Origin of the sequence: Haloarcula sp. JP-L23 (genome assembly GCF_011602445.1) — an archaeon.
Taxonomy (GTDB): domain Archaea; phylum Halobacteriota; class Halobacteria; order Halobacteriales; family Haloarculaceae; genus Haloarcula; species Haloarcula pellucida.
Genome location: NZ_CP050014.1, coordinates 3,134,610 through 3,155,966, shown reverse-complemented (window position 1 = coordinate 3,155,966; position 21,357 = coordinate 3,134,610). Strand labels below are relative to the sequence as shown.

Genomic DNA, 21,357 nt, shown 5'->3' with positions numbered 1-21,357 from the left:
GCCCTTTTCTACCGGGGTCGTGTACGGACCACCGATGGCGACGGTCACCACGGCGGCGCGACTCCACTTTGGCTTCCAGAACCTCTCGCTCGCACACGAACGACTGTACGGCGGGGTCGGACTGGCGCTCGACGAGCCACGACTGGTCGTCGAGGCCCACCCGGCGGACGTGGTCGACTGCAACGACGCGGCCGCCGAACCGTACGTCCGACGGGTCGTCGACGCGCTGGATGTCTCGGGTGTGTGCGTTCGGGTCGAAGAGCGGTTCCCGCGACACGTCGGCCTCGGGAGCGGCACGCAACTCGCGCTCGCCACCCTCGTCGCCGTCGCTCGCGCCCACGACACGACGGCCGACGCCCGCACGTACGCGCCGAGACTGGGTCGGGGTGGCCGGAGCGGTATCGGCGTCGCCACGTTCGAACGGGGTGGGTTCGTCGTCGACGGCGGCCACCCGACCGAGCGGTTCACCGCCGAACCGCCGGCCGAGGGCGACTGGGAGGTGCCGCCGATTCTGGCCCGCCACGACGTGCCCGCCCACTGGCGGTTCGTCCTCGTCGTCCCCGACACCGACCCCGGCCAGCACGGGAGCGAGGAGGACCAGAGCATGCGACAGGCCGTCGAACGGGCCGACCCCGGCATCGCAGACGAGATAGCCACACTCCTCACCCGGCGACTCCTCCCGGCCATCGGGACCCGTGACCGCCGGCAGTTCGGACAGGCCGCGGCCCGACTCGGGCGACTCAACGGCGCGTGGTACGCCGACGAGCAAGGCGGCGTCTACCGACCGCCAGCGGGCACCATCGTCGAGCGTCTCTCGGCCGAACCGGCCGTGACCGGCGCTGGCCAGTCCTCGTGGGGGCCGACGGTGTGGGGCCTGACCGACACCGACGGCGTCGACGCGGCCCGGGAAGCGGGCCGGACCGCCCTCGACGCCGCTGGCGTCGGCGGCGACGTCCACGTGGTCGCTCCACGGAATACGGGCGCAACACTGGACGAATAGGACGGCGCTCCGGCTTGCGAGACGGCCGGACGGGTGGACTGATAGGAGGCGTTCTGGTTGTACTGATAGCACCTCTCGGTAGCACCACGGTAAGACACACTTACCGCTAGCAGGGCAAGCGTTTAAGCGACCACACGGGTCAATGCGTGTATGGAGCGTATCCCGTTCGGTGTCAAGCAACTTGATGCCATCATCAACGGCGGCGCACCGGCCGGTAGCGTCGTCCTGTTGGCCGGCGAGGCGGGGGCCGGGTCGCGGGAGTTCATGCACACGAGTGCGGTCATCAACGGACTCAGCCGCGTCGACGAGGAGATGTACGACCTCTACTACGGGGGCCCGTCGGAGACGGCCCTGCCGCCGAAAGAGGTCCACTACATCTCCTTTACAGCAAGCGGGGAGCAACTGGCCTCGGAGATGCGACTCGCGATGGACGAGGACCTGCTAGAGACGGCGCTCTCGGGGATCGAGTTCCACGATATGTCCGAGCGGTACTTCCACATGAGTCCGGTGCCGCGGTCGTGGTACGCCGAGCAGACCCCGAAGATCGAGGACCTGCGGGCCAGACACGAACGCGACGACCTGCTGGGGGCACTGGGGTCGAAACTCAGCGACGTGGCCGCGGGCAACCTCGTCGTCATCGACTCGCTGTCGGACCTCGTCAGCGCCATGGGCGAGGACATCGACTGGGCCGACATCACCTTTCTCGTCGCGGGCCTCCAGAAGGCGGCCCACAAGTGGGGTGGGCTCATCCTCTTGCACCTCAACTACGAGACGCTCTCTGGCACCCGGCAGGGGCAGTTGAGCGACGCCGCCCACGGCACGATGGAGTTCTCGTGGGAGTCCGGCGGGTCGACGCGGGCCCGGACGCTCGTCGTCAAGCAGTTCCGCGGCGTCCTCTCCCAGATAGAGGACGAGGATATCGTCCAGTTCGAGACGGAACTCGGCGACGCCGGGTTCGACATCAGCGACGTGCGCAAGATTCGATGAGTCGGTATTCACGCCGTATCGCGGTCTTCGATGGTGGTTTCGCCGGCTGAAATAGGCGGCAAACCCTTAACTACCTAGTTCATAAGATGGTATGTAATGGCCAGTGAGTCGACGGAGGAGGGGGCCGTCACCGTCGAGTTGCCGCCGGAACTCGACGAGTGGCTCGACGAGCGAGCGGCGACACTCGGGGTGGACCGCGAGGAACTCGTCCACCAGTTGCTGGCGTCGTACCGTGTGGCGACGGACCGCGACGACACCGAGTCGATGGCCGCGCTGTCCGACGTCGACCGGGCCGTCGAGGAAGCGCTTGGCGACCGGCTAGACGCCGTCGTGGCCGCCGCCGTCGACGACGCCATCGACGGGCGAATACCACCAGCCGTCGAATCCGCCGTCGGCGACCGCCTGCCCGACATCACCGACGCCGTCGAGGGTCGCCTCGACCCCCGTTTCGAGTCCGTCGAGGACGATTTTCAGGCGAAGATAGAGGACGTCAGAAGCCGCGTCGTCCAGTTGAAACGGGAACTCGACGGGAAGGCGGCGGCCGACCACGACCACGAGGCGTTAGCCGCAATCGAGGACCTCGAAAGCGAGGTGACGTCGTTACACCGGGAACTCGCCGCTGCCCGCGAGGAACTCGAAGACGACATCACCGACCAGTCGGCCCGGGTCGACGACGTCGAGCGCCACATCGAGGGCGTCGACGACCGAATCGACGACGTCGAAGAGAAACTCACCCGCGTCGCGTGGGTCGTCAACGACCTGCGCGACGACCAGGGCGGCCGGGACGCCCACCAGAAGGCCGTCGACCGGATCAAGCGCGCCGCCGCACAGGAGGGCATCTCGTCGGCGTCCTGTGAGAACTGCGGCGAGTCGGTCGACATCGGTCTGCTGACCGACCCGCAGTGTCCTCACTGTGGGTCGACCGTCTCTGACGTCCGCCCCGAAGGAGGCATCATCCGCAAGAAAGCGCGACTCGTGACCGCCGCCCAACTGGAGGCCGGCCCGACCGATGAGTGAGGACGACCCCGAGGACCCGTTCGAGGACTTCGACGTGCCCGAGGACCCCGGTGACCCGTTCGAGGATTTCGACGTGCCCGAGGACCCGTCCGCGAGTGACGAGGTGCCACCATCCGACGCCGAGAACCCGATGGCCGACGCGACTCTAGACGCGGAGTCCGGCGACGGCGACGCGATGCCCGAGGACCCGTTCTCTGGCATGGGCGACCGTGACGGCGACCCCTTCGGCGACGCCGAGAGCGTCTTCGAGTCGGTGGACGTGGGGTCGGTCGACCCCGACGGAGTGTGGGACTCGCTCGGCGAGGACGACTCGCCGACGCCGCCGTCCGATAGAAAGCGCTACGCCGACGTATCGAAACACCGCTACTGCGAGCAGTGCGAGCACTTCGCCGAGCCACCGGCGGTCCAGTGCACGCACGAAGGGACGGAGATTCTGGAGTTCGTCGACATGGAGACGGTTCGCCTCCTGAACTGTCCGGTCGTCGCAGAGCAGCGCGAACTCGGCAACGAGGAGTAACGTCTTTTTGTCGGCGTCGCGGATAGCCGGGCATGCAGTTCTGCGACGACTGTGGCTCGATGATGCACGCCGACGGCGACGAGATGGTCTGTCAGTCCTGTGGCGCTCGCGTCGCGAAAGACGAGGACAGAGCCGCCGACTTCGTCAGCACGGCCGAACAGAGCGACGACGACGTCATCGAGACGGAGGAAGGCGCGGACTTCGAGGGCAAACCGACGGCCGACGACGTCACCTGTGAGGAGTGTGGCCACGGGAAGGCGTGGTACACCATCAAACAGACCGGGTCCGCCGACGAACCGCCGACGCGCTTTTTCAAGTGCCAGGAGTGTGGCTACCGCTGGCGGGAGTACAACTAAGCCACTCCCGGCCTGCCATCCCCCATGACACTCGAATCGCGGACCCGCGAGACGGTCCGTGCGGAACTCGAACGCCTCGTCGACGCCTACGGCGAGGTGCCCGTCCGGCGCGACACCGTCACCAACGACCCCGACTTCTTCGCACGGGGCGAGAAACTCGCCGAAGAGGGGTGGCTGGGCGACGCCGGCGCGTGGGTCACCGACGATGACGGGCGAGTCCTGCTCATCAAACATCGGGGCGCGCCGGAGACGTGGGGCACGCCCGGCGGTGGTCACGAACCCGGCGAAGGGCTGGACGACACCGCTCGCCGTGAGGTCCGCGAGGAGACGGGCGTCGACTGCACGCTGACGGGCCTATACTACGCGCGCTGGAAGACCATCGTCCACGCCGAGGACGCCGACCGGCGCCTCCACATGCTGACCGTGGAGTTCGACGCCGAGGCGAGCGGCGGCGATATCGACGTGAGCGACGACGAGGTGCTGGAGGCCAAGTGGTTCGAGACGGTCCCCGAGGCGTTACACGAGATTCCCGCCACGCGAAGCCCGGACGAGTCCGCCTGAGGGACGCTCAAAACGCGGCCGAACCTTTCTGAAAGCACTTACACCGGACGGGGGTAGTCACGAGTATGCGCCGCCGGACCCTCCTCGCGCTCTGTGGCTCGCTCGTCGCCGGCAGTGGCTGTCTGGACCTGACTCCCGACTCCGTGCCGGCCGACGAGACTGTGACGCCGGTCCCCGAACGGACGACCGAGAGCGGCACGCACGACGACCAGATTCCGACCGTCGACCTCGCCTCGGTAGTCGTCCAACCCGGCGTCGTCGCACCGAACAGCCCCGACTCCATCGGCGTCTTCGCCGACGCCGGCCAGTACCTCCTCGTCGACGTCGCCGTCGACGGCCCTCTGCCCGACCGCTCGGCGTTCGCGGTCCGCTTCGACGGGTCGACGTACACACCGATGGCGTTCACCAGCGGTCTCTACCGGAACGGCGAGTGGGGTGCCGGCTACGGCGACGGGAGCGACGGGGTTCTCGTCTTCGAACTGCCGGAGACGGGCGACGCCAGCGACGCTCGCCTCACGTGGGACCACGGCGCGGTACCGTTCCCGACGAGCGTGACGGCGTCGCTCGAAGCCCCACTCCCGTCCTTCTCGGTCGCCCTCGACGGCCCGACGAGCGTGGCGGCAGACGACGACCCGACCGTCAGGGTCCGGGTCACCAACGAGGGCGACCGACCCGGCCGGTACGCCCTCGCGCTGAATCGGACCGGGCCACGCGTCGCGTACGCGCCGGTGGCACGCATCGTCGGTGAACTGGACCCGGGTGCGTCCACGACGCGGGAGTTGGATGCCGAGAACCCCTACGTCGCCGACCCGCCCCGAGAGGCCGTCTACCGACTGGACGCAGCCGACGGCGACAACGACGCCAGTCTGACTATCTCGCCGGCCGAGGCGGGGACGGCGACCGACACTGAGATCACGACAGAAACGGGGAAGACGCGAACGCTCGGACGGACCGACGGGGGCACCGCGACGTTGGCGGAGTGAGCGGCCTGCTCAGGGCATGACGACGACCCACGCGAGGACGACGAGCGCCGCCCCGCCGATGGTCGACCCGACGGCGTGGGTCCGGAGTTCGTCGAGCAGGTCGTGTGAGTGTTCCTGCAGGGAGCAGACTTCGTCGATTTCGCTGCCGGCCTCGCAGTTCGGGAGGAAGTCCATCGCGACGTGGAGGAAGATGCCGGCGGCAAAGCCGAAGACCAGCGCGTTTACCACCGGGGTCTGTGGCACCGGCAGGAGCGCCGACGGAATCGCGGTCAGGCCGACGCCGGCGGCCGGGAGCAACAGTGACGTCGCGGTCTTCCCGTTGCGGTTGAGGCGACGAGCAGCGGCGTAGCCGGCGGGGCCTTTGTGCGAGACGATAGCGAGACCGAGCAGTAGACCGAGCGTCGGCATCGTGCCGTAGACGAGGCCGATGATGAGGCCCGCAGAGAGGGCGTGGGCGGCGATGGCGGCCGTCGTCGTATCGAAGGAGGTGTCGACGTGTGTCAGTCGGTGGCCGACGGTGTGGGTGCCGTAGCCGGCGACGATACCGACGGCGATGCCGATACCGCCGATGCGAGGCGTTCCAGCGGCGGTACCCAGCCCCATCGCCTGCGGGACGAGGAACATCGCCGCCGAGGTGACCATCGCCCCGCTCGCGAGACCGTACCCCCAGACGAGGCTGTGGGGGCTCGTTCGGGCGGCCCGGGCACCGAGCCACGCACCGAGTCCCATCGCCGCGAACGCGACCCACGAGATGACCAGCACCTTCTGCAACCCGCCGGTAGCGCCGACGGCCGACAGTGCGAGGAGGCCGACGACGCTCGCGACGCCGAGGAGCGACGGTCGCACGCTCTTATTAACTGCGGAAGATCCGTTAATAGGCATTAGTTACTGAAATCGGGGTATTACTAATAAATCCGTCGGTCACCGGTCAGCGGGTCGCTCGGCGGTAGTCGCCCCAGTCGAGTACCGCGCCGTCGAGGTCGTCGGCGGGGGCGTCGGTGAGCACCCACAGCACCATCTCGGCCACGTCGGCGGGGTCACGGCCACCGCTCCCGGAGAGGTCAGTTCCAACCTTCCCCGGGTCGACGGCGCCTACGGGCACGTCGAGGTCGGCAGCGAACCCGCGGGCGACGGCCTCCGCCGCGGCCTTCGAGACGGCATAGGAGCCGTATCCGGGCATCCCCTGTCGGCCGACGGCCCCCGTCGGGACGACGATTCGAGCGTCCGGAGCGAGGTAGGGGACGGCCTCGCGGATCGTCGCGAACACGCCGCGAGCGTTCGTCCGGAGGTGGTCGTCGAACGCCGCGTAGGACTCTCCGGAGAGCGGCGTCTCACCGGCCTCGCCGTGGTAGACGGCGGCGTTGGCGACGACGGCGTCGACGCGCCCGTTCACTCGGGCCGCCGTCTCCAGTAGGCGCTCCACGTCGAACTCGTCGCGGACGTCGGCCCGCATCGCGGTGACCGCGCCGCCGTCGCTGGCGATGTCGTCCGCCACCGCCTCCAGTACGGCCTTTTGGCGGGCACAGATAACGGCGTGTCCGCCGGCCGCCGAGACGGCACGTGCGACCTGCTCTCCGATGCCCCTGCTGGCGCCGGTGACGACGACTGTCGTGTCGTCCATGGGGGCGTGTTCGGGCCCCACTCACATCTCCGTTGTCACTGGTTGAGTCGGTGTGACCTATCGGAACCTCGGCCCGTGCCTCACTTTATCACACCAATCCAGTTTGGCCGCGTGTTTATTGTCCGTCCGGGCCTCAGAGACGTACAATGAGTGAGGTGTCCGGAGAAGAGGTAGTCGTCGTCGGCGGCGGATTCGGTGGCCTGTCGGCCGCCTGTTATCTGGCCGACGCCGGTGCTGACGTGCGGTTGCTGGAAAAGAACGAGCAGTTGGGCGGCCGCGCCTCCCGTCTGGAGGCTGATGGGTTCACGTTCGACATGGGCCCGTCGTGGTACCTCATGCCCGACGTCTTCGAGCGGTTCTTCGCGTACTTCGGGAAGGAACCGAGCGACTACTACGACCTGACCCGACTGGACCCACACTATCGCATCTTCTTCAAGGACGGCGACCAGCTCGACGTCACCGGCAACGACGACGAGATGCGCGAGAAGTTCGAGGAGTACGAACCCGGCGCCGCGGAGGCGTTCGACGAGTACCTCGCCACCAGCGAACAGCACTACGAGACGGCGATGAACAAGTTCGTCTACGAGGACCGCTCCACCCTGCGCGACTGGGTGGACTTAGACGTGATGACGGCGGCACCGATCGGCCTGCAACTGCTCGGGTCGATGCAGGGCCACGTCGAGGACTACTTCGAGCACCCGAAACTCCAGCAGATAATGCAGTACACGCTCGTGTTCCTCGGCGGGTCCCCGAAGAACACGCCGGCGCTGTACAACATGATGAGTCACGTCGACTTCAACCTCGGCGTCTACTACCCCGACGGCGGTATCGGCGCCGTCGTCGACGGCCTCGTCGAACTCGGCGAGAGTCTGGGCGTCACCTACGAGACGGACAGTGAGGTCCGAGAGATCGCCCGCCGAAAGGACGGCTTCCTCGTCGAGACGGTCCACGGCGACACGCTCCACCCCGACGAGGTACTCGTCAACGCCGACTACGCCCACACCGAGCGCGAACTCCTGCCCGACCACGAGCGACAGTACGACGACGACTACTGGGACGAGCGAACGTACGCACCGTCGGCCTTCCTGATGTACATGGGCGTCGAGGGCGACGTGGACCCCTTAGAACATCACACGCTCGTCCTGCCGACGGACTGGGAACCCCACTTCGACGACATCTTCGAGGACCCCGAGTGGCCAGACGAACCGGCCTACTACCTCTGTGTCCCGAGCGAGACGGACCCCTCTGTCGCCCCGGATGGCCACTCGAACCTGTTCGTCCTCGTCCCCATCGCGCCGGGTCTCCACGACGGCGAGGCCATCCGCGAGGAGTACCGCGAGAAGATTCTGGCCGACATCGCCGACCACACCGGCGTCGACCTGCGCGACCGAATCGTCTACGAGAAGCAGTTTTCCGTCTCGGACTTCGGCGAGCGGTACAACGCTACCGAGGGCACCGCACTCGGTCTGGCCCACACGCTCCGCCAGACCGCACTCCTGCGCCCGAACAACCGGTCGTCGGCCGTCGACGGTCTCTACTTCACCGGGTCGTTCACGACCCCCGGTATCGGTGTCCCGATGTGTCTCATCAGCGGCGAACACACCGCACAGCGCCTCATAGATAACCACGAATGAGCACCGTCACGGACCGTCTGAGCGAGGTCGCCCCCTCCGAGGACACGCGGCCGGGCTACCTGTTCTGGCTCTCGCGGCCGCGGTTCTGGCTGTATCAGGGCGGTCCGGTCGTCGTCGCGGTGACCTACGCGGCCGACGGGCCCGGCGAACTGTTCTCGCCGCTTGCTATCGCGCTGTTCCTGTACTTCACCGTCCCCGCGAACGTCTTTCTCTACGGCGTCAACGACGTCTTCGACCGGGACGTCGACGAACACAACCCGAAGAAAGACGAGGGTCGCGAAGTCAGCTATCGGGGAGATTCGGTCGTCGTCGCGGCTATCGTCGGGTCGGGCCTGCTGGCCGCCGCGTTCCTGCCGTGGCTCCCGACGCTGGGCGTCGTCGCACTGCTCGCGTGGGCCGCCCTCTCCGTGGAGTACTCCGCCCCGCCGCTCCGGTTCAAGACGACGCCGTTCCTCGATTCGCTGTCGAACGGCCTGTACATCCTCCCCGGCGTCGTCGCCTACGCCGCCATCGAGGGCGTCGCGCCGCCCGCCTCGGCCGTCGCCGGCGCGTGGCTCTGGACGATGGGGATGCACACGTTCTCGGCCATCCCGGACATCGAACCCGACCGGGAGGCGGGCATCGAGACGACGGCGACGTACCTCGGCGAGTCCAACACCTACTACTACTGCGTGATGTGCTGGCTCACCGCCGCGTTCGTCTTCACCTACACCCACTGGGTGTTCGGGGCGCTCTTGCTCGTCTATCCGGGCCTCGTCTTCGGCATCCTCGCCGCCGGCGTCGACATCGACGAGGCCTACTGGTGGTACCCCGCCATCAACTCCCTCGTCGGCATGGCGTTCACGCTCGTCGGCCTGTGGGTGATGCTGTATGGCTGAGCGGGCGTGGCAGGTCCCGACCGACCGGACCGAAGCGACCGCCCGACTGGACGCACTCGTCCGCGAACACCGCTTCACCATCGCCGTCGTCTTCCCGCTGGTCGGCACGGTGACACTGCTCGCGAGCGCCGAGGGCCTGCTCCCCCCACCGCTGGCGTTCAACCCCGTCTTCGTCCTGTTCGGGACGCTCGTCATGCGCCTGCCGCTGGTCGCGGGTGTGTTCCCCCTACTCGACCGGAAGGCGACGCTCGCGCTCGTCGCGCTGACGGCGTACTCCTACGGCATCGAACTGTACGGCGTGACGACCGGATGGCCCTACGGCGAGTTCAGCTACGGCGTCGACCTGGGGCCGATGCTGTTCGGGACGGTGCCGCTGGGACTGCCCGTGTTCTTCTTCCCGCTGGTCCTGAACGCCTATCTGCTCGTCCTCCTGTTGCTGGGCCGGCGGGCCGAATCTCACCTCCCGCGCCTGCTGGCGACGCTGGCGACGGTCATGCTCGTCGACCTCGTACTGGACCCCGGCGCCGTCGCTATCGGCTTCTGGGAGTACGAGGTCCAGCAGTTCTACGGCGTCCCGTGGCAGAACTACCGCGGCTGGCTCCTCTCGGGGACCGTCGCCGTCCTGCTGTTCGACTGGGGGTTCGACCGGGCCGGGCTTCGCCGCCGTCTCGAACAGTGTGAGTTCATGCTCGACGACCTCGTGAGCTTCGTCCTCCTCTGGGGCGGCATCAACGCCTTCTACTCGAACTGGGTGCCCGTCGCGCTGGCGGCCCTGCTGGGCGCGGGCCTGCTCTGGACCGACCGCTTCGACTTCGACCTCTCGGAGACGCGCCTCGGTAAAGCGGTCTGGCGGTAGGACGGGGTTCCGGCAACGACGACGTTCGCCCCTGCGGTTATCCGACTCCGCCGCCAATCCCCGCCGATGACAGCGCTGTTCTCCCCGCTCGACCTGCGCGAGACGACGATACCGAACCGGGTGATGGTCTCCCCGATGTGCCAGTACTCCTGTGACAGTCGGGACGGCCTCGCCACCGACTGGCACCGCACGCACCTCGGCTCGCGGGCCGTCGGCGGCGCCGGCCTCGTGATGACCGAAGCCACCGCCGTCGAGGCCCGCGGCCGCATCTCGCCGGAGGACCTCGGCATCTGGAGCGACGAGCACGCGACGGCGCTCGAACCCATCACCGAGTTCGTCCGCCAGCAGGGGTCGGTCCCGGCCATCCAACTCGCTCACGCCGGCCGGAAGGCCTCGACCAGTCGGCCGTGGGAGGGCCACGACCCGCTCCAGCCGGACGAGGGTGGCTGGGAGACGGTTAGCCCCAGCGGCGAGCCGTGGCCCTACGAGGACGGCGACGCGCCGCCGACCCGGAAACTCGATCAGGACGGCATCGAAGGCGTCGTCGACTCGTTCCGCGCAGCCGCCGAGCGCGCCCGCGACGCCGGCTTCGAGGTTGCGGAGGTTCACGCGGCCCACGGGTACCTCCTCCACGAGTTCTGCTCGCCGGTGACCAATCACCGCGAGGACGACTACGGCGGCGACTTCGAAGGCCGGACTCGTCTCGCTCGGGAGGTCACCGCGGCGGTTCGCGAGGTGTGGCCCGACGGCAAGCCGGTGTTCGTCCGCATCTCCGCGACCGACTGGCTCCCCGACCGCGAGTCGTGGACTGTCGACGACTCCGTGCGGCTCGCGGACCACCTCGCCGAGACCGGCGCGGACCTGATAGACGTAAGCGGCGGCGGCATCCACCCCGACTCGCGCCCCGACTACGCCGGGCCGAACTACCAACTGCGCTACGCCGAACGCATCCGCGAGGAGACTGACTCGGACGTCGCCGTCGGTGCCGTCGGCGGCATCACGACGCCCGAACAGGCCGAGGCCATCGTCGCCAACGACCGGGCCGACCTCGCTATCGTCGGCCGCGAACACCTGCGGGACCCCTACTTCGCGATGCACGCTGCCGAGGCGCTCGATGCGACCGACGAAATCGAGGGGCCACCCCAGTACCGGCGCGCGTTCGGGTTCTGAGAGCGGCTACAAACGACTCCGTGTAATATAGAAGCTCAGTCTACAGTGCCCTGTTCTCGCTCAACCACGACTTCCCCTCTGAGTGTGCGAACCTCAATGCTTCGGGCGCTGTCGTTCTCCGAGTCCTCTGAGTCTTCCGAGTCCTCCGATAGAGGAAACTCATCGAGAATATCGTCGCTGTCGCCCTTTGCCACCTGTTTGGCTTGCAGGGGCTCACGGACGCCTGACTGTGAGAGATACGTGTAGTGAAAGCGAATCTCCGCGTCGTCGTCTTTCCCCCGGACGAGCGACGCCAGCGAGCGCTCGTTCCCTCGGGAATTGGGGTCGGTGAGACTGACATACTTACCCTCTGTGAGATGCGTTGGTCGCTCCTTCGGTCGCAGCAGTTTGTAGTCTCGCCCGTCGCCGTCTATGCTTACTTTGATTTGCAAGTACAGCGCCGGACCAGGTCCGAAATTCTTCAATCCGTACCCGTCCAGGTCGTCGGAGTGGGCCGCTCCGTACTCGGGCCGAACAGCCGGCCGAGTAGCCTTATCAGGATGTCGCAAGCGGTACTGCCCATAGAAGACAGTGCACGCTGTGAGAATCGCCAGAGAATCGGATGCAGACACGCCAGTGACGGGCGGCCAGCTGAAGTCCATTACGCCCAATGCCACGATTGCGAGCAGGAAAGTGGCTATCCCCCAATCCGCCCCATCTCGCTGCGGAGCGAAGTCATTCAGCCACCCCCCGATATCTATACTCATACCCCGCCCCTCAAAACGACAAACAAAATTTCTGTCGAATTGTCATATGGGGCTGGAAAGCCGACACACCGCTCTTCACACCGAGTCGAGGTCTAAGTCGACGGCGTACCAGTCCAGCACGAGCAGGAGCGCCGCGCCGACGAGGGCCGCGCCGGCAAAGGCCACCAGCACGTCCGTCGAGAACCCGACCTCGGAGCGGACCTCGAACACTGGCGCCCGGAGCGCACCGACGACGAGGGCGACGAGGAACGCCATCGTCGCCCGGCGGTTCCGGTCGAGCGCGCGGCGGACCGCCCGCGAGACGGTGAACAGGCCGACGAGACCGCCGAGGATGAACGTCACGACGACGGTGCCGAGTTCGACGACCTGTGCCAGCGAGCCACCAGCCAGCAGGCCGATGAGCGAGTCGATGAAGTTGCTCAGCGCGTCCGACATCCGGGTGTACTGCCCGAGGATGACGAGCAGGAGCGACCCGGAGATGCCGGGCAGAATCATGGCGCTGACGGCGACGGCACCGGCGACGAACACCACGACGAGACCGTCGCTGGCGAGAAACGGCGTCGGACCGGAGAGGACGAAGGCGAGAACGAACCCGGTGACTGCGGCGCCGACCTGAAACGCCGACTCGAAGCTGAGTTCTCTGAGCAAGACGATAGCCGAGGCGGCGATGAGGCCGAAAAAGAAACCAAAGAGGAGCGTCGGGGCGTTCTCGCTGAGGACGTGGACGGCCCGCGTGACGACGACGACGGCGGTTGCGACGCCGGCCACGAGTGCGAGGCCGAACCAGCCGTCGACTTCGTCCCAGACGTCGAGTGCGTCCCGGACCGAGACGCCGCCGTTCGTCGGTACGAACGCGGTGAGGAACTGCCAGATGCGATCCGGCGTGATGGCCGTGATCATGGCGATGAGGCGGCCGTAGATGCCGGCGATGAGGGCGATGGTCCCCCCGGAGACGCCCGGCACGGCGTCGGCGCTCCCCATACAGATACCGATAGCGAACGTCCGCGCCCACTCCCGTAACGGGGGGACGGAGCCACGGAGGGTCGGTGACGTGTCGGCAGTCTGGTCGGCGGCGGTCATTGCCCAGTCGTACCGCTATCGCGCTGAAATCTCTTGTGGAGTCACGCCACGGCGACAGCGCTGTGGGGGCGGTTCGGACTGCGGGCTGGCGCTCGAATCAGGCGTCCCCGGAGACGACGAGGACGCCGTTGTTGAGCGACGCCGTCCCGTCGGCGGCCGGGAGCGAGACGTCGTACTCCGTGTGATAGAGTGCCGTGTCGACGGCGACGACGGCGGTGTCGCCGAGCAGTTCGACGGTCACCGCGTCGTCGTCGACGGGGTGGAGGTCGACGGCGACGGTCCAGCCGTCGTCGTGTTCTGACCGCGAGACGTCTAACTCGTCGGCGTCGTGTGTCGCGTCCATCGGACGAGTGTGGGTAGGTGCCACAGCTACATAGGGGGCCGTTCGGCGCGTGCCGAATCAGAGGTAGCCCCACGTCTGCAAGCGATCACCGTCGCCGCCGGGTCTGTCGCTGGCGTCGGTGTGCCAGCGGTCGCCGATGTCCGTCCGGTAGAAGCAGTTCGGCATGAGGACGTTGCGCGCCCGGTCGTACGCCCGTTCCTGTGCCTCACGCATCGTCTCGCCTTTGCCGGTGGCGACGAGGACGATGCCCGAGGTTCCGGCCACGCGCCACTGGCCGTCGGGGTAGACGGCACCCGCTGTGGCGGGGGTGTCCTCGCCCACCGGCATCCGCTTGACGTCCTCGATGTGGTACGTCTCGCGCACCGAGTCGTCGTCCAGCGCGACGGGCGCGTTCCGAGTGGTCTCGTCGAACAGCTTCTCGTCGTCGTACGGAACGGGGCATGCACACACGGACGCCGACCTGATACCCGGAGTGGACCTGCAAGTCGGGGTCCCGGCCGTTCGCGATGGCCGCGAAGAACTCGCCGATGGCGTCTCCATCCCTCTTCTTGGATGTAGATAGCGGGATACCCGAAGCGAGGCGTAAACTCCAGCGGATACACCCCGTCGGCGTTGACGATACAGTTGACGTCCATGCTCCCGACGTACCCCTCCTCGGCGAGCAGCGGTTCCAGTTTGCCGAGGGTCTGCTCGAACAGGGGACAGCGGTCGGTCCAGAACATGCTCGTCCCCATCTCGCCCGTCGACGGGCCGATATTCGACGGGAACAGTTTCTTGTGCTCGAAGTTGACGTTTATCGGTTCGACGAAGCCGTCGCCGTTGCAGAAGCCACAGATGGCGACCTCGACGCCTTCGACGCGTCGCTGTAACTGGAACCCCTTCATCCGGTGGCCCCACGCCTTCTCGTAGGCCTCCAGCACCGAGACCACGTCCGACCCGTCGTCCTCACGGCCGACGTACAGCAGGCGCTTGACGTTCTGGACCTCGCCGAGCGGTTTCACGACGTACGGCGCAGGGTTCTCGCGGACGAACTCGATACCGGCCTCGAAGCTCTCGAACTCGCGGTGCGGGAGCGTCGCGATGCCACACGCTTCCAGCGTCTCCATCGCGAACCCCCGGTCGTCCTCCAGTCGGTCGGTGAGTTCGGTGCCGCCGACGACGGCGTGGCCATCGGCGCGCAGTTCCTCGGCAATCTTGCCGGTACCTAGGTCGCTGCCGTCCCAGATGTCGTCGAAGACGACGACGTCGGCCCACTCCAGATCGGCCCGCCAGTCCTCGCTCTTGGTGACGAACCCATCGCCAATCTCCCGTTCGGCCGGGTGGTGGTCGCTGATGAAGTACCGCACGTCGTGACCCTCTCGCCCGACGCGCCACGCGATGTCGGCGATGAGCGGGGCGTCCAGCGAGCAAAAGAGGACGTTCGCCATACACGACGTGGACGCGCCTACGGCCTAAACGTTCGCCCGTCAGCGACAGGTGCAACATTCTGCACCAAGGGAACCGTTTTATCCCCGTTGGGAGAACGTTCGACTATGACACGCGAGGAACTCGCGACAGCAAGCGACCTGCTCGAATCGGCCGCCGACGACACCGCCAGCGACGACGCCAGCGAGCGACTCGGCGACCTCGCCGACCAACTCGACCGTCTCTCGACGGCGGACCAGGGTCCCGACCACGGCCGTCTCGCTCGCATCCAGTCGGCGCTGAACGACGTCTCCTCGGGCGACGGCGAGGACGTCGCCGACACCATCGACGAAGCCGACGACGCCATCAACGAGTACCGCTCCGGGCTCGAAGGGGTCTGAGACGACCTGCGTCGCGCTCCCGACGACCAGATTTTCCACCCGCTAGTACTGTCGAACGTCGGTGAGGAGACTCGAAAGCCGCGCGCGGACCGTCGTCTCGGCCTCGCCCCTCGGTCGCGGTGCCGTCGCGGCGCCGTACTCGTCGAACTCGGTGACGATGCGGTAGCCGACGGTCCGGGGACGGTCGGCGACTCGTTCCGGGTCGTCTCCCGACGGTCGGAGGACGAGCACTCGGTCGTCGACGATTCGGGCGAGACGGCCCGCGTCGTCGAGCGTCACTTCGACCCGACAGTCGGGTGCGAGGTTGCCAGCCCCGAACGGAAGCGTGACGACCTGTGCGTAGCCGTCACGGTCCGTGACGACGAACGCCCGGTCGCCGTCGCCGGACGTCCACGACGTCCGATGGGGCCGAATCCACTCGCCACCCATGCCCGATTCCGCCCCCCGAGTCGCGCCGCGGATGGCGTCACTCGCCAGATTCGGACGTTCAGTCGGCGTCGTCAGCGTAGGGGCGTCCCAGCTAGCGAGGACCGACCCGTCGGTGAAGTGGACGATAGAGGTGTGTGGTAGGTCGTCGGTGTCGACCACGCCCCAGTGGAAGACACCCAGCAGGCCGTAGAACGGCGTCGGAACCCGGCCCGGCGGTCGCTGGCGCGTCGTGAACACGTGCGTGTGCCGACGCTGGGAGTGCTGGTGGCTCTCGCGGTACCACGCCGCGTCGTACCCGGCCGACCCCGCCGAATCCTCGGTTATTCGCACCCGCGTCAGGGCGCGGTGGTCGGCGGCGTAGCGGTGGCGCGCCGCCGCGACGATACGCTCCCGCGGCGTCTCGCCAGACGGCGGATCGGGGTCGTACGGTCGGATGTCGGCCACTCGGAGACCGAGGTATCCGCCGAGGGAAGCCACTGCTCCGCCGCTCGCGGCGAGGAACTGCCGTCGGTTCATCCCTCTCTCTCCGTCGGCGTCGGTCGGTCAGCGGCCGCGAGGACCGACCGCTTCCTCCCGTTCGGCGCGGCCCAGACGACCCTGACGCCGGACGTCTCACCCAGCGAGTGACGCAGAGTCGCGCCGGGTGTCAACGGATACTCGCTCTCGGCGTCGTGCTCGCGACTGACCCAGACCGTCGTGCGGTCGCTTTCGGCGGAGCGGACGAGCAGTTCGGCGGTGTTCGCCGCGGTCACGCGGTTCCCGCGGACGAACGTGACGTCTACGGCGGCCGCCTCGGCGACCCACTCGAACGAGAGGAGGACGTTGGGTGGCGATTCGGGATACGACTCGGTGGAGGGCGGCGACGGCGTGAGCCCACAGCCGGCGAGGGTGGCCGACGCGGCCGTCAGGAACGAGCGACGGAACACGCCTTCAGTTTCAAGTACGTTGAAATAAGTCTTTCTCCGGACGGGGCGAAGTGGCCTCTCGGTACTGCTCTGCGGTCACGGCGTCGCTTCGAGGGCCCTCACAGTTTCTCGGACTCTCGCTGCTCCTCACGGGTCACTTCGTTTCCCGTTCGTTTCGAGGGTCTGCGCTACGCTCAGACCCTCGCTATTCCCCGTCTAACTGCTCTGCCAGCATCGGGACGAACGTGCCGATGTCGGTGACCATCCCCACCGCCTGTGCGCTCCCGCGGTCAAGCAGTTGCGTGACCGTCGAGGGGTTGATGTCGACACAGACGACACGCGTCGTCGACGGGAGACAGTTGCCCACGGCGACGGAGTGCAGGAGCGTCGAGAGCATCAGCACCATGTCGGCCTCGTGGGCCTGTTCGCGGATGGCGTTCTGGGCTTCGACGGCGTCGGTGATGGTGTCGGGCAGGGGGCCGTCGTCGCGGATGGACCCCGCCAGCACGAACGGGCGGTCGTTCTCGATGCACTCGTACATCACGCCGGACTCGATGGTGCCCGACTCGACGGCCGCCTCGATGCTCCCCTCGCGGATGACCTCACTGATGGCGTAGATGTGGTGTTTGTGGCCGTGGCGGGCGTGGTCCAGGGTTTCGGTGTCGACGCCCAGCGACGTGCCGTAGAGGTCACGCTCGATGTCGTGGACGGCGAAGCCGTTGCCGGCCGAGAGCATGTCGACGTACCCCTCGCGGACGAGGTGGGCCATGTCTTCGCGGGCACCAGAGTGGATGAGCGCCGGGCCACAGACCGCCAGCACCTTCCCGCCGTCTCGCTTCGTCTCCTCGATGGCGCCGGCTATCTTCTGGATGGTCGATTCGGACGGTCGCTCGGCGGAGACCCCGCCCTGCATGAATCCGAAGGCGCCGCCGGAGTCGCGGGGCCGCGACGGCGGGTCGACTCTGATGCCCGTCTCGCCGGTGACGATGCGGTCGCCCTCCTCGACGGCGTTGAGGACCTTCGTGTAGGCTCGCGGCTCCGCGCCGTCGTCTCGCGGGCCCTGCCCGCTCGAACGGTCCGCGGAGCGTTGCTCCGCGCCGTCTTCCACGACCACCGCACAGTCCATCTCCATGTGTTCGACTTCGAGCCACTCGTCGTCGTAGCGGATGTACGTCGGGTGGTTCGTCGTCGAGTAGAACCCCTTCGGGACGACTTGGTCGGCGGGGGCTGGCTGGAGTTTCGCGTCTTTCGGGTCGGCGGGGTTCGCGCCGTGCTGGTGGAGTTCGTGGAGTATCGACTGGAGCGCCGCCTCGTCCTCGGCCTCCACCAACAGGCGGGCGTAGGATTCCTCGTCCTTTCGCCGACCGATGTCGAACTCCTCGACGGTGAACGACCCTCCGAGGTCCATGATGGTCCCGAAACTGGACTCCATCATCCCCGAGTCGATGATGTGGCCCTCGAGTACCACTTCGCGAGAGACAGTCATGCAGTGGAAATGGCGGCAGTCGCGTAAGACGGTTTTGGGTGCGTACTACTCGGGAGGCTGGCGAACCACGACGCCCGCCTCGGTACAGTAGGCCCGGACTCGTCGTTCGAAGTCGCCCTCGCCGGGCCACTCGACCGGCGCGCCGAGTGCGTCGGGGTCACCGACGTAACACTCGACCGACTCGTCCGCCGACGCGAGCGGTACGGCGACGCGGACGTAGAGCCTCCGGTCGACGCCCTCGTACTCGTCTAACGCCTCGATGTCGGGCGTCCGGAGTATCCGCCCCGCCGTCTTCCCGCCGGGCGACAGCGTCGGGTAGCGCCCGTCGATTCGGTGGAGCCCGACGAGTTCCGCGGCCCCGCGGTACTCGTACGTATCGAGCACCGCTGTCGCCGTCGCGTGGTCGGTCAGCGTCCCGTAGACGAACACGTCCATCGTTACGCCCGCTCGATTCGGACCGACGCGCCGCCAGAGATATTCGAGAGCGGGCGCACGTCGTCTATCTCGGCGACGACGTTCACGGGCGAGGCGGCCCGTGGCTCGCCGTTCCGACTGGCCGGCGTCGGCCCCCAGAACAGGCACAGCGCGTTCCCCTGTGGCCAGTAGGCGACGGCGCCGACGGGAACCTCGGTCTGGGCGTCTTCCGGCGGCACGTCGACGGCCACCGAGAAGTACAGTTCGTCTCCCCACCGCGCTCCGTCGCCAGAGAGCGGCAGTGCGTCGGCCAGCGCGTCCCGCGTCGCGTGGTTCGCGTCGGTCCAGGTCGCGGTGAGTACCGCCTCACCGACCTGTACTCGGAGGTCGCTCATGACCGCAGGTGGGACCGGCAGGACCAAAATTGCACTGGCGAGCGTCCCGATTCAGCCCTCGTCGACGAACCGTTCGACGCGCCACGACCAGTCCGAGTCCCGCGCACAGAGCCGCTCGTAGAACCGTCGCAACCCCGGTGGCTCCGTCGTCGGCAAGACGTGGAGTCGGACGGTGCCGTCGCGCACCGCCACCCGGAACACGTCGGCGGTCCCCTCGTCCCGGACCAGCCACAGCGGCATCGGCAGGTCGTGGAAGTCGCCGTAGCGGTAGGGGCCGTCGGCGAGGATGTCGGCTACGACGCCGGCGAGGTCCGACGTCGACAGGTCCGCGTCCGGGAGCAGTTCGAACTCCGTGCCGCCCTCGTACTCGACCCCGCTCCCGTGGGGAAACCGCCGCTGGGGGCGCCGCGGAATCGAGAACGAGGGGTCGGTCGTCATGTGCCTTCGTGCCACGGTAGGGCGTCATCCCGTTTAAACTCGCGGGCAGATGACACGGGGGCCTCTCAGCGAGTCTCGTCGCTGTCCGGGCGCGTCATCGCGACGCTGTACATCGTCCCGGCGAACTCCTCGCCGATGGCCTCGACCAGACGCTCGGCCCGCCGTTCCAGCGGGTCGCCCAGTTCCGGCGGGAGGCCTGCGATTGCGTCCGTCACGACGCCCGCGTGTGCAGACAGGTGGCTCGCGGTCCACGGCACCGGGTCCAGCAGCGTCCGCTCCCTGTCGAACGTCCAGCCGTGACCTGCGAAGACGCGCCTGAGCAAGGACGCCGGGTAGAAGGTCAGCGCCGAACGGCCGGTGGCCAGTTCGGTGGCGGCGTTCTCGACGGCGAAGAGGTCACGGACGGCGGCGCTCTCGGGGAGCGGTTCGTAGTCGTCGACGACGAGGTGACACCCGGCGGCCGCGACCCGCGAGAGCTCCGCCGCGACGGCCGCCAGCGCCGCGGGGTCGAGGAGGTTACAGAGGCCGTGGGCGGTGACGAGGTCCACCGAGTCCGAGCGAAGCGGCGTCTGCCGGAGGTCGCTCTCGACGACGACGAGGCGGTCCGTGGCGTCGCCACAGCGGTCGCGCACCATCGCGGCGTGGTCCGGGTCGTCGGTGACGGCATAGACACGCGCCGCGCCGGCCGCCAGTAGTCCAGCGGTCGTGTTCCCGACGCCAGCGCCCGCTTCCAGACAGACCCGCCCCTCGACGGGCCGGTCAGCTATGGCGGCCTTGACCGTCTCGGGCACGGTCTGCGATGGCGTCTCTTCGGCCACGGTTCAGTGGTGGAGTTGTTCGGGCACCGGGCTGTCGTCGTGGCGGGACTGCTCGATGAGAGCACGCTGTGTCGCTTCGTCCATTCCGTCGTACCGGCTTGCGGCGTCGAGTACCATCGAGACGAGTTTCGGATCGCCCGGCGTCACGACGGTGCTCAGGCCCCGTGTGGCCGCGAAATCGAACCGCTCGCGGATCTCCTCGGGCGTGTCGACCGGTTCGTACCAGTTCGCGTATGGGCGGTCCTCCTCGGGGAGTTCCGAGGTGGACGGCCACGACCCCTTCGCGAACGCCTTGATACCCAGCGTCCCGATGTTCTCCTCGTTCGCGCGCTCCAGTACGGCTTCGTAGTCGTATTCGTCGTCGTCCTTCCCGGCGACGACCGGGTTCAGCGGGAACATCAGCGTCTCCAGGTCGTCGATGCGGTCGATGGCGTCGAGGACCAGGTCGGGGTTCCCGTGACTCGTCAGCCCGATGTGGTCGATTCTGCCGTCGTCCTTCGCCTCGCGGATTGCCGCGAGTGCGCCGTCGTCGCCCGTAATCTCGTCCAGTTCCGACTCGTACTCCAGTCCGTGAATCTGGTAGAGGTCGATGGTGTCGACGCCGAGGCGGTCGAGCGACCGCTCCAGTTTGTGGGCCGCGCCGTCGTAGCCCCGTTCTTGGGTCTTACAGCCGAGGAAGATGTCCTCGCGGTGTTGCCGGAGTTTCGGCCCGAGTTTCAGTTCGGCGTCGCCGTAGGTCGGTGCGACGTCGAAGTGGTTGACGCCGTGGTCCAGGACGTGTTCGACCATCTGGTTCGCACCCTCCTGTTCCAGCCAGTTCAGGGCGATAGCGCCGAACGTCGCCACGGTGCTCTCCTGTCCGGTCGCGCCGAGTGGGCGGGTCTCCATATCCGTACGTCGGAGCGGACGCGCAAAACT

At 67.6% G+C, this 21,357-nt stretch carries 25 protein-coding genes and 1 pseudogene; 12 read left to right on the top strand and 14 right to left on the bottom strand.

Features of this window, described 5'->3' with window-relative positions:
- Positions 1-34: 34 nt before the first annotated feature.
- The 7 genes from G9465_RS16560 to G9465_RS16530 all read left to right on the top strand — a co-directional run bounded on the left by G9465_RS16560 (position 35) and on the right by G9465_RS16530 (position 5,421).
- Positions 35-1,000, top strand: a complete 966-nt coding sequence (locus tag G9465_RS16560; RefSeq protein WP_166971978.1) for a beta-ribofuranosylaminobenzene 5'-phosphate synthase family protein — start codon at positions 35-37, stop codon at positions 998-1,000.
- A 150-nt stretch (positions 1,001-1,150) separates the two neighbouring features.
- Positions 1,151-1,987 carry an HTR-like protein gene (locus G9465_RS16555; protein WP_166971975.1) on the top strand — a complete coding sequence of 279 codons (837 nt, stop codon included), beginning with the start codon at positions 1,151-1,153 and terminating at the stop codon, positions 1,985-1,987.
- 96 nt (positions 1,988-2,083) lie between these two features.
- Positions 2,084-3,004: a ribbon-helix-helix protein, CopG family gene (locus G9465_RS16550; protein WP_166971972.1), complete on the top strand. Its 921-nt coding sequence runs from the start codon at positions 2,084-2,086 to the stop codon at positions 3,002-3,004.
- A complete protein-coding gene (locus tag G9465_RS16545; RefSeq protein ID WP_166971969.1) occupies positions 2,997-3,521 on the top strand; it encodes a hypothetical protein in 525 nt (174 codons plus the stop codon). The genes G9465_RS16550 and G9465_RS16545 overlap by 8 nt, the downstream gene beginning before the upstream one ends.
- A 32-nt stretch (positions 3,522-3,553) precedes the next feature.
- Positions 3,554-3,877: a transcription factor S gene (locus G9465_RS16540; protein WP_166971966.1), complete on the top strand. Its 324-nt coding sequence runs from the start codon at positions 3,554-3,556 to the stop codon at positions 3,875-3,877.
- A gap of 24 nt (positions 3,878-3,901) precedes the next feature.
- A complete protein-coding gene (locus G9465_RS16535; protein WP_166971961.1) occupies positions 3,902-4,438 on the top strand; it encodes an NUDIX hydrolase in 537 nt (178 codons plus the stop codon).
- A gap of 65 nt (positions 4,439-4,503) precedes the next feature.
- Positions 4,504-5,421, top strand: coding sequence for a hypothetical protein (locus G9465_RS16530; protein ID WP_193571711.1), 918 nt, complete (start codon positions 4,504-4,506; stop codon positions 5,419-5,421).
- Positions 5,422-5,430: 9 nt separating this feature from the next.
- On the opposite strand, the gene G9465_RS16525 is transcribed toward G9465_RS16530, so the two are convergent.
- Both G9465_RS16525 and G9465_RS16520 read right to left on the bottom strand, forming a co-directional pair.
- Entirely contained in the window at positions 5,431-6,303 is an 873-nt protein-coding gene (locus G9465_RS16525; RefSeq protein WP_166971958.1) for a ZIP family metal transporter, read from the bottom strand.
- A gap of 46 nt (positions 6,304-6,349) precedes the next feature.
- Positions 6,350-7,042 carry an SDR family NAD(P)-dependent oxidoreductase gene (locus tag G9465_RS16520; RefSeq protein WP_166971955.1) on the bottom strand — a complete coding sequence of 231 codons (693 nt, stop codon included), beginning with the start codon at positions 7,040-7,042 and terminating at the stop codon, positions 6,350-6,352.
- 146 nt (positions 7,043-7,188) lie between these two features.
- Between G9465_RS16520 and crtD the strand changes: the two genes are divergently transcribed.
- The 4 genes from crtD (at position 7,189) to G9465_RS16500 (ending at position 11,580) form a co-directional block, all read left to right on the top strand.
- Positions 7,189-8,676, top strand: coding sequence for a carotenoid 3,4-desaturase (crtD, locus tag G9465_RS16515; protein WP_166971953.1), 1,488 nt, complete (start codon positions 7,189-7,191; stop codon positions 8,674-8,676).
- Complete coding sequence (locus G9465_RS16510; RefSeq protein ID WP_166971951.1) at positions 8,673-9,554, top strand: prenyltransferase; 882 nt, start codon at positions 8,673-8,675, stop codon at positions 9,552-9,554. The genes crtD and G9465_RS16510 overlap by 4 nt, the downstream gene beginning before the upstream one ends.
- Complete coding sequence (gene cruF, locus G9465_RS16505; protein ID WP_166971949.1) at positions 9,547-10,410, top strand: bisanhydrobacterioruberin hydratase; 864 nt, start codon at positions 9,547-9,549, stop codon at positions 10,408-10,410. The genes G9465_RS16510 and cruF overlap by 8 nt, the downstream gene beginning before the upstream one ends.
- Positions 10,411-10,476: 66 nt before the next feature.
- Entirely contained in the window at positions 10,477-11,580 is a 1,104-nt protein-coding gene (locus G9465_RS16500; protein ID WP_166971947.1) for an NADH:flavin oxidoreductase/NADH oxidase, read from the top strand.
- Between the two features lie 35 nt (positions 11,581-11,615).
- On the opposite strand, the gene G9465_RS16495 is transcribed toward G9465_RS16500, so the two are convergent.
- From G9465_RS16495 to G9465_RS26290, 4 genes and pseudogenes are all read right to left on the bottom strand, one after another.
- The gene (locus G9465_RS16495; protein ID WP_166971945.1) at positions 11,616-12,326 is read right to left on the bottom strand and encodes a hypothetical protein; all 711 of its coding nucleotides are present in this window, start codon (positions 12,324-12,326) and stop codon (positions 11,616-11,618) included.
- Positions 12,327-12,401: 75 nt separating this feature from the next.
- The gene (locus tag G9465_RS16490) at positions 12,402-13,406 is read right to left on the bottom strand and encodes a DUF368 domain-containing protein (protein WP_166971943.1); all 1,005 of its coding nucleotides are present in this window, start codon (positions 13,404-13,406) and stop codon (positions 12,402-12,404) included.
- 97 nt (positions 13,407-13,503) lie between these two features.
- Positions 13,504-13,749: a hypothetical protein gene (locus G9465_RS16485; RefSeq protein WP_166971941.1), complete on the bottom strand. Its 246-nt coding sequence runs from the start codon at positions 13,747-13,749 to the stop codon at positions 13,504-13,506.
- Between the two features lie 57 nt (positions 13,750-13,806).
- Positions 13,807-15,176, bottom strand: a pseudogene (locus G9465_RS26290) (phosphoribosylglycinamide synthetase C domain-containing protein).
- A gap of 105 nt (positions 15,177-15,281) precedes the next feature.
- On the opposite strand from G9465_RS26290, the gene G9465_RS16475 reads away from it, so the two are divergent.
- Complete coding sequence (locus tag G9465_RS16475; protein ID WP_166971939.1) at positions 15,282-15,554, top strand: hypothetical protein; 273 nt, start codon at positions 15,282-15,284, stop codon at positions 15,552-15,554.
- Positions 15,555-15,596: 42 nt separating this feature from the next.
- Here G9465_RS16475 and G9465_RS16470 read toward each other — a convergent pair whose 3' ends face one another.
- The 8 genes from G9465_RS16470 to G9465_RS16435 all read right to left on the bottom strand — a co-directional run bounded on the left by G9465_RS16470 (position 15,597) and on the right by G9465_RS16435 (position 21,327).
- Entirely contained in the window at positions 15,597-16,499 is a 903-nt protein-coding gene (locus G9465_RS16470) for a hypothetical protein (RefSeq protein ID WP_166971937.1), read from the bottom strand.
- Entirely contained in the window at positions 16,496-16,909 is a 414-nt protein-coding gene (locus G9465_RS16465; protein ID WP_166971934.1) for a hypothetical protein, read from the bottom strand. The genes G9465_RS16470 and G9465_RS16465 overlap by 4 nt, the downstream gene beginning before the upstream one ends.
- A gap of 184 nt (positions 16,910-17,093) precedes the next feature.
- On the bottom strand, positions 17,094-18,374 hold the full coding sequence (locus tag G9465_RS16460; protein WP_166971932.1) for a TIGR00300 family protein: 1,281 nt from the start codon (positions 18,372-18,374) through the stop codon (positions 17,094-17,096).
- A 45-nt stretch (positions 18,375-18,419) separates the two neighbouring features.
- Positions 18,420-18,809: a gamma-glutamylcyclotransferase gene (locus tag G9465_RS16455; protein ID WP_166971930.1), complete on the bottom strand. Its 390-nt coding sequence runs from the start codon at positions 18,807-18,809 to the stop codon at positions 18,420-18,422.
- 2 nt (positions 18,810-18,811) lie between these two features.
- A complete protein-coding gene (locus G9465_RS16450; protein WP_166971927.1) occupies positions 18,812-19,183 on the bottom strand; it encodes a cyclophilin-like fold protein in 372 nt (123 codons plus the stop codon).
- A 51-nt stretch (positions 19,184-19,234) separates the two neighbouring features.
- Positions 19,235-19,621: a hypothetical protein gene (locus G9465_RS16445; RefSeq protein WP_166971925.1), complete on the bottom strand. Its 387-nt coding sequence runs from the start codon at positions 19,619-19,621 to the stop codon at positions 19,235-19,237.
- Between the two features lie 65 nt (positions 19,622-19,686).
- Positions 19,687-20,439 (bottom strand): methyltransferase domain-containing protein, encoded by a 753-nt coding sequence (locus G9465_RS16440; protein WP_227015594.1) that lies wholly within the window; start codon positions 20,437-20,439, stop codon positions 19,687-19,689.
- Between the two features lie 3 nt (positions 20,440-20,442).
- Positions 20,443-21,327, bottom strand: a complete 885-nt coding sequence (locus tag G9465_RS16435; RefSeq protein ID WP_166971923.1) for an aldo/keto reductase — start codon at positions 21,325-21,327, stop codon at positions 20,443-20,445.
- Positions 21,328-21,357 lie beyond the last annotated feature (30 nt).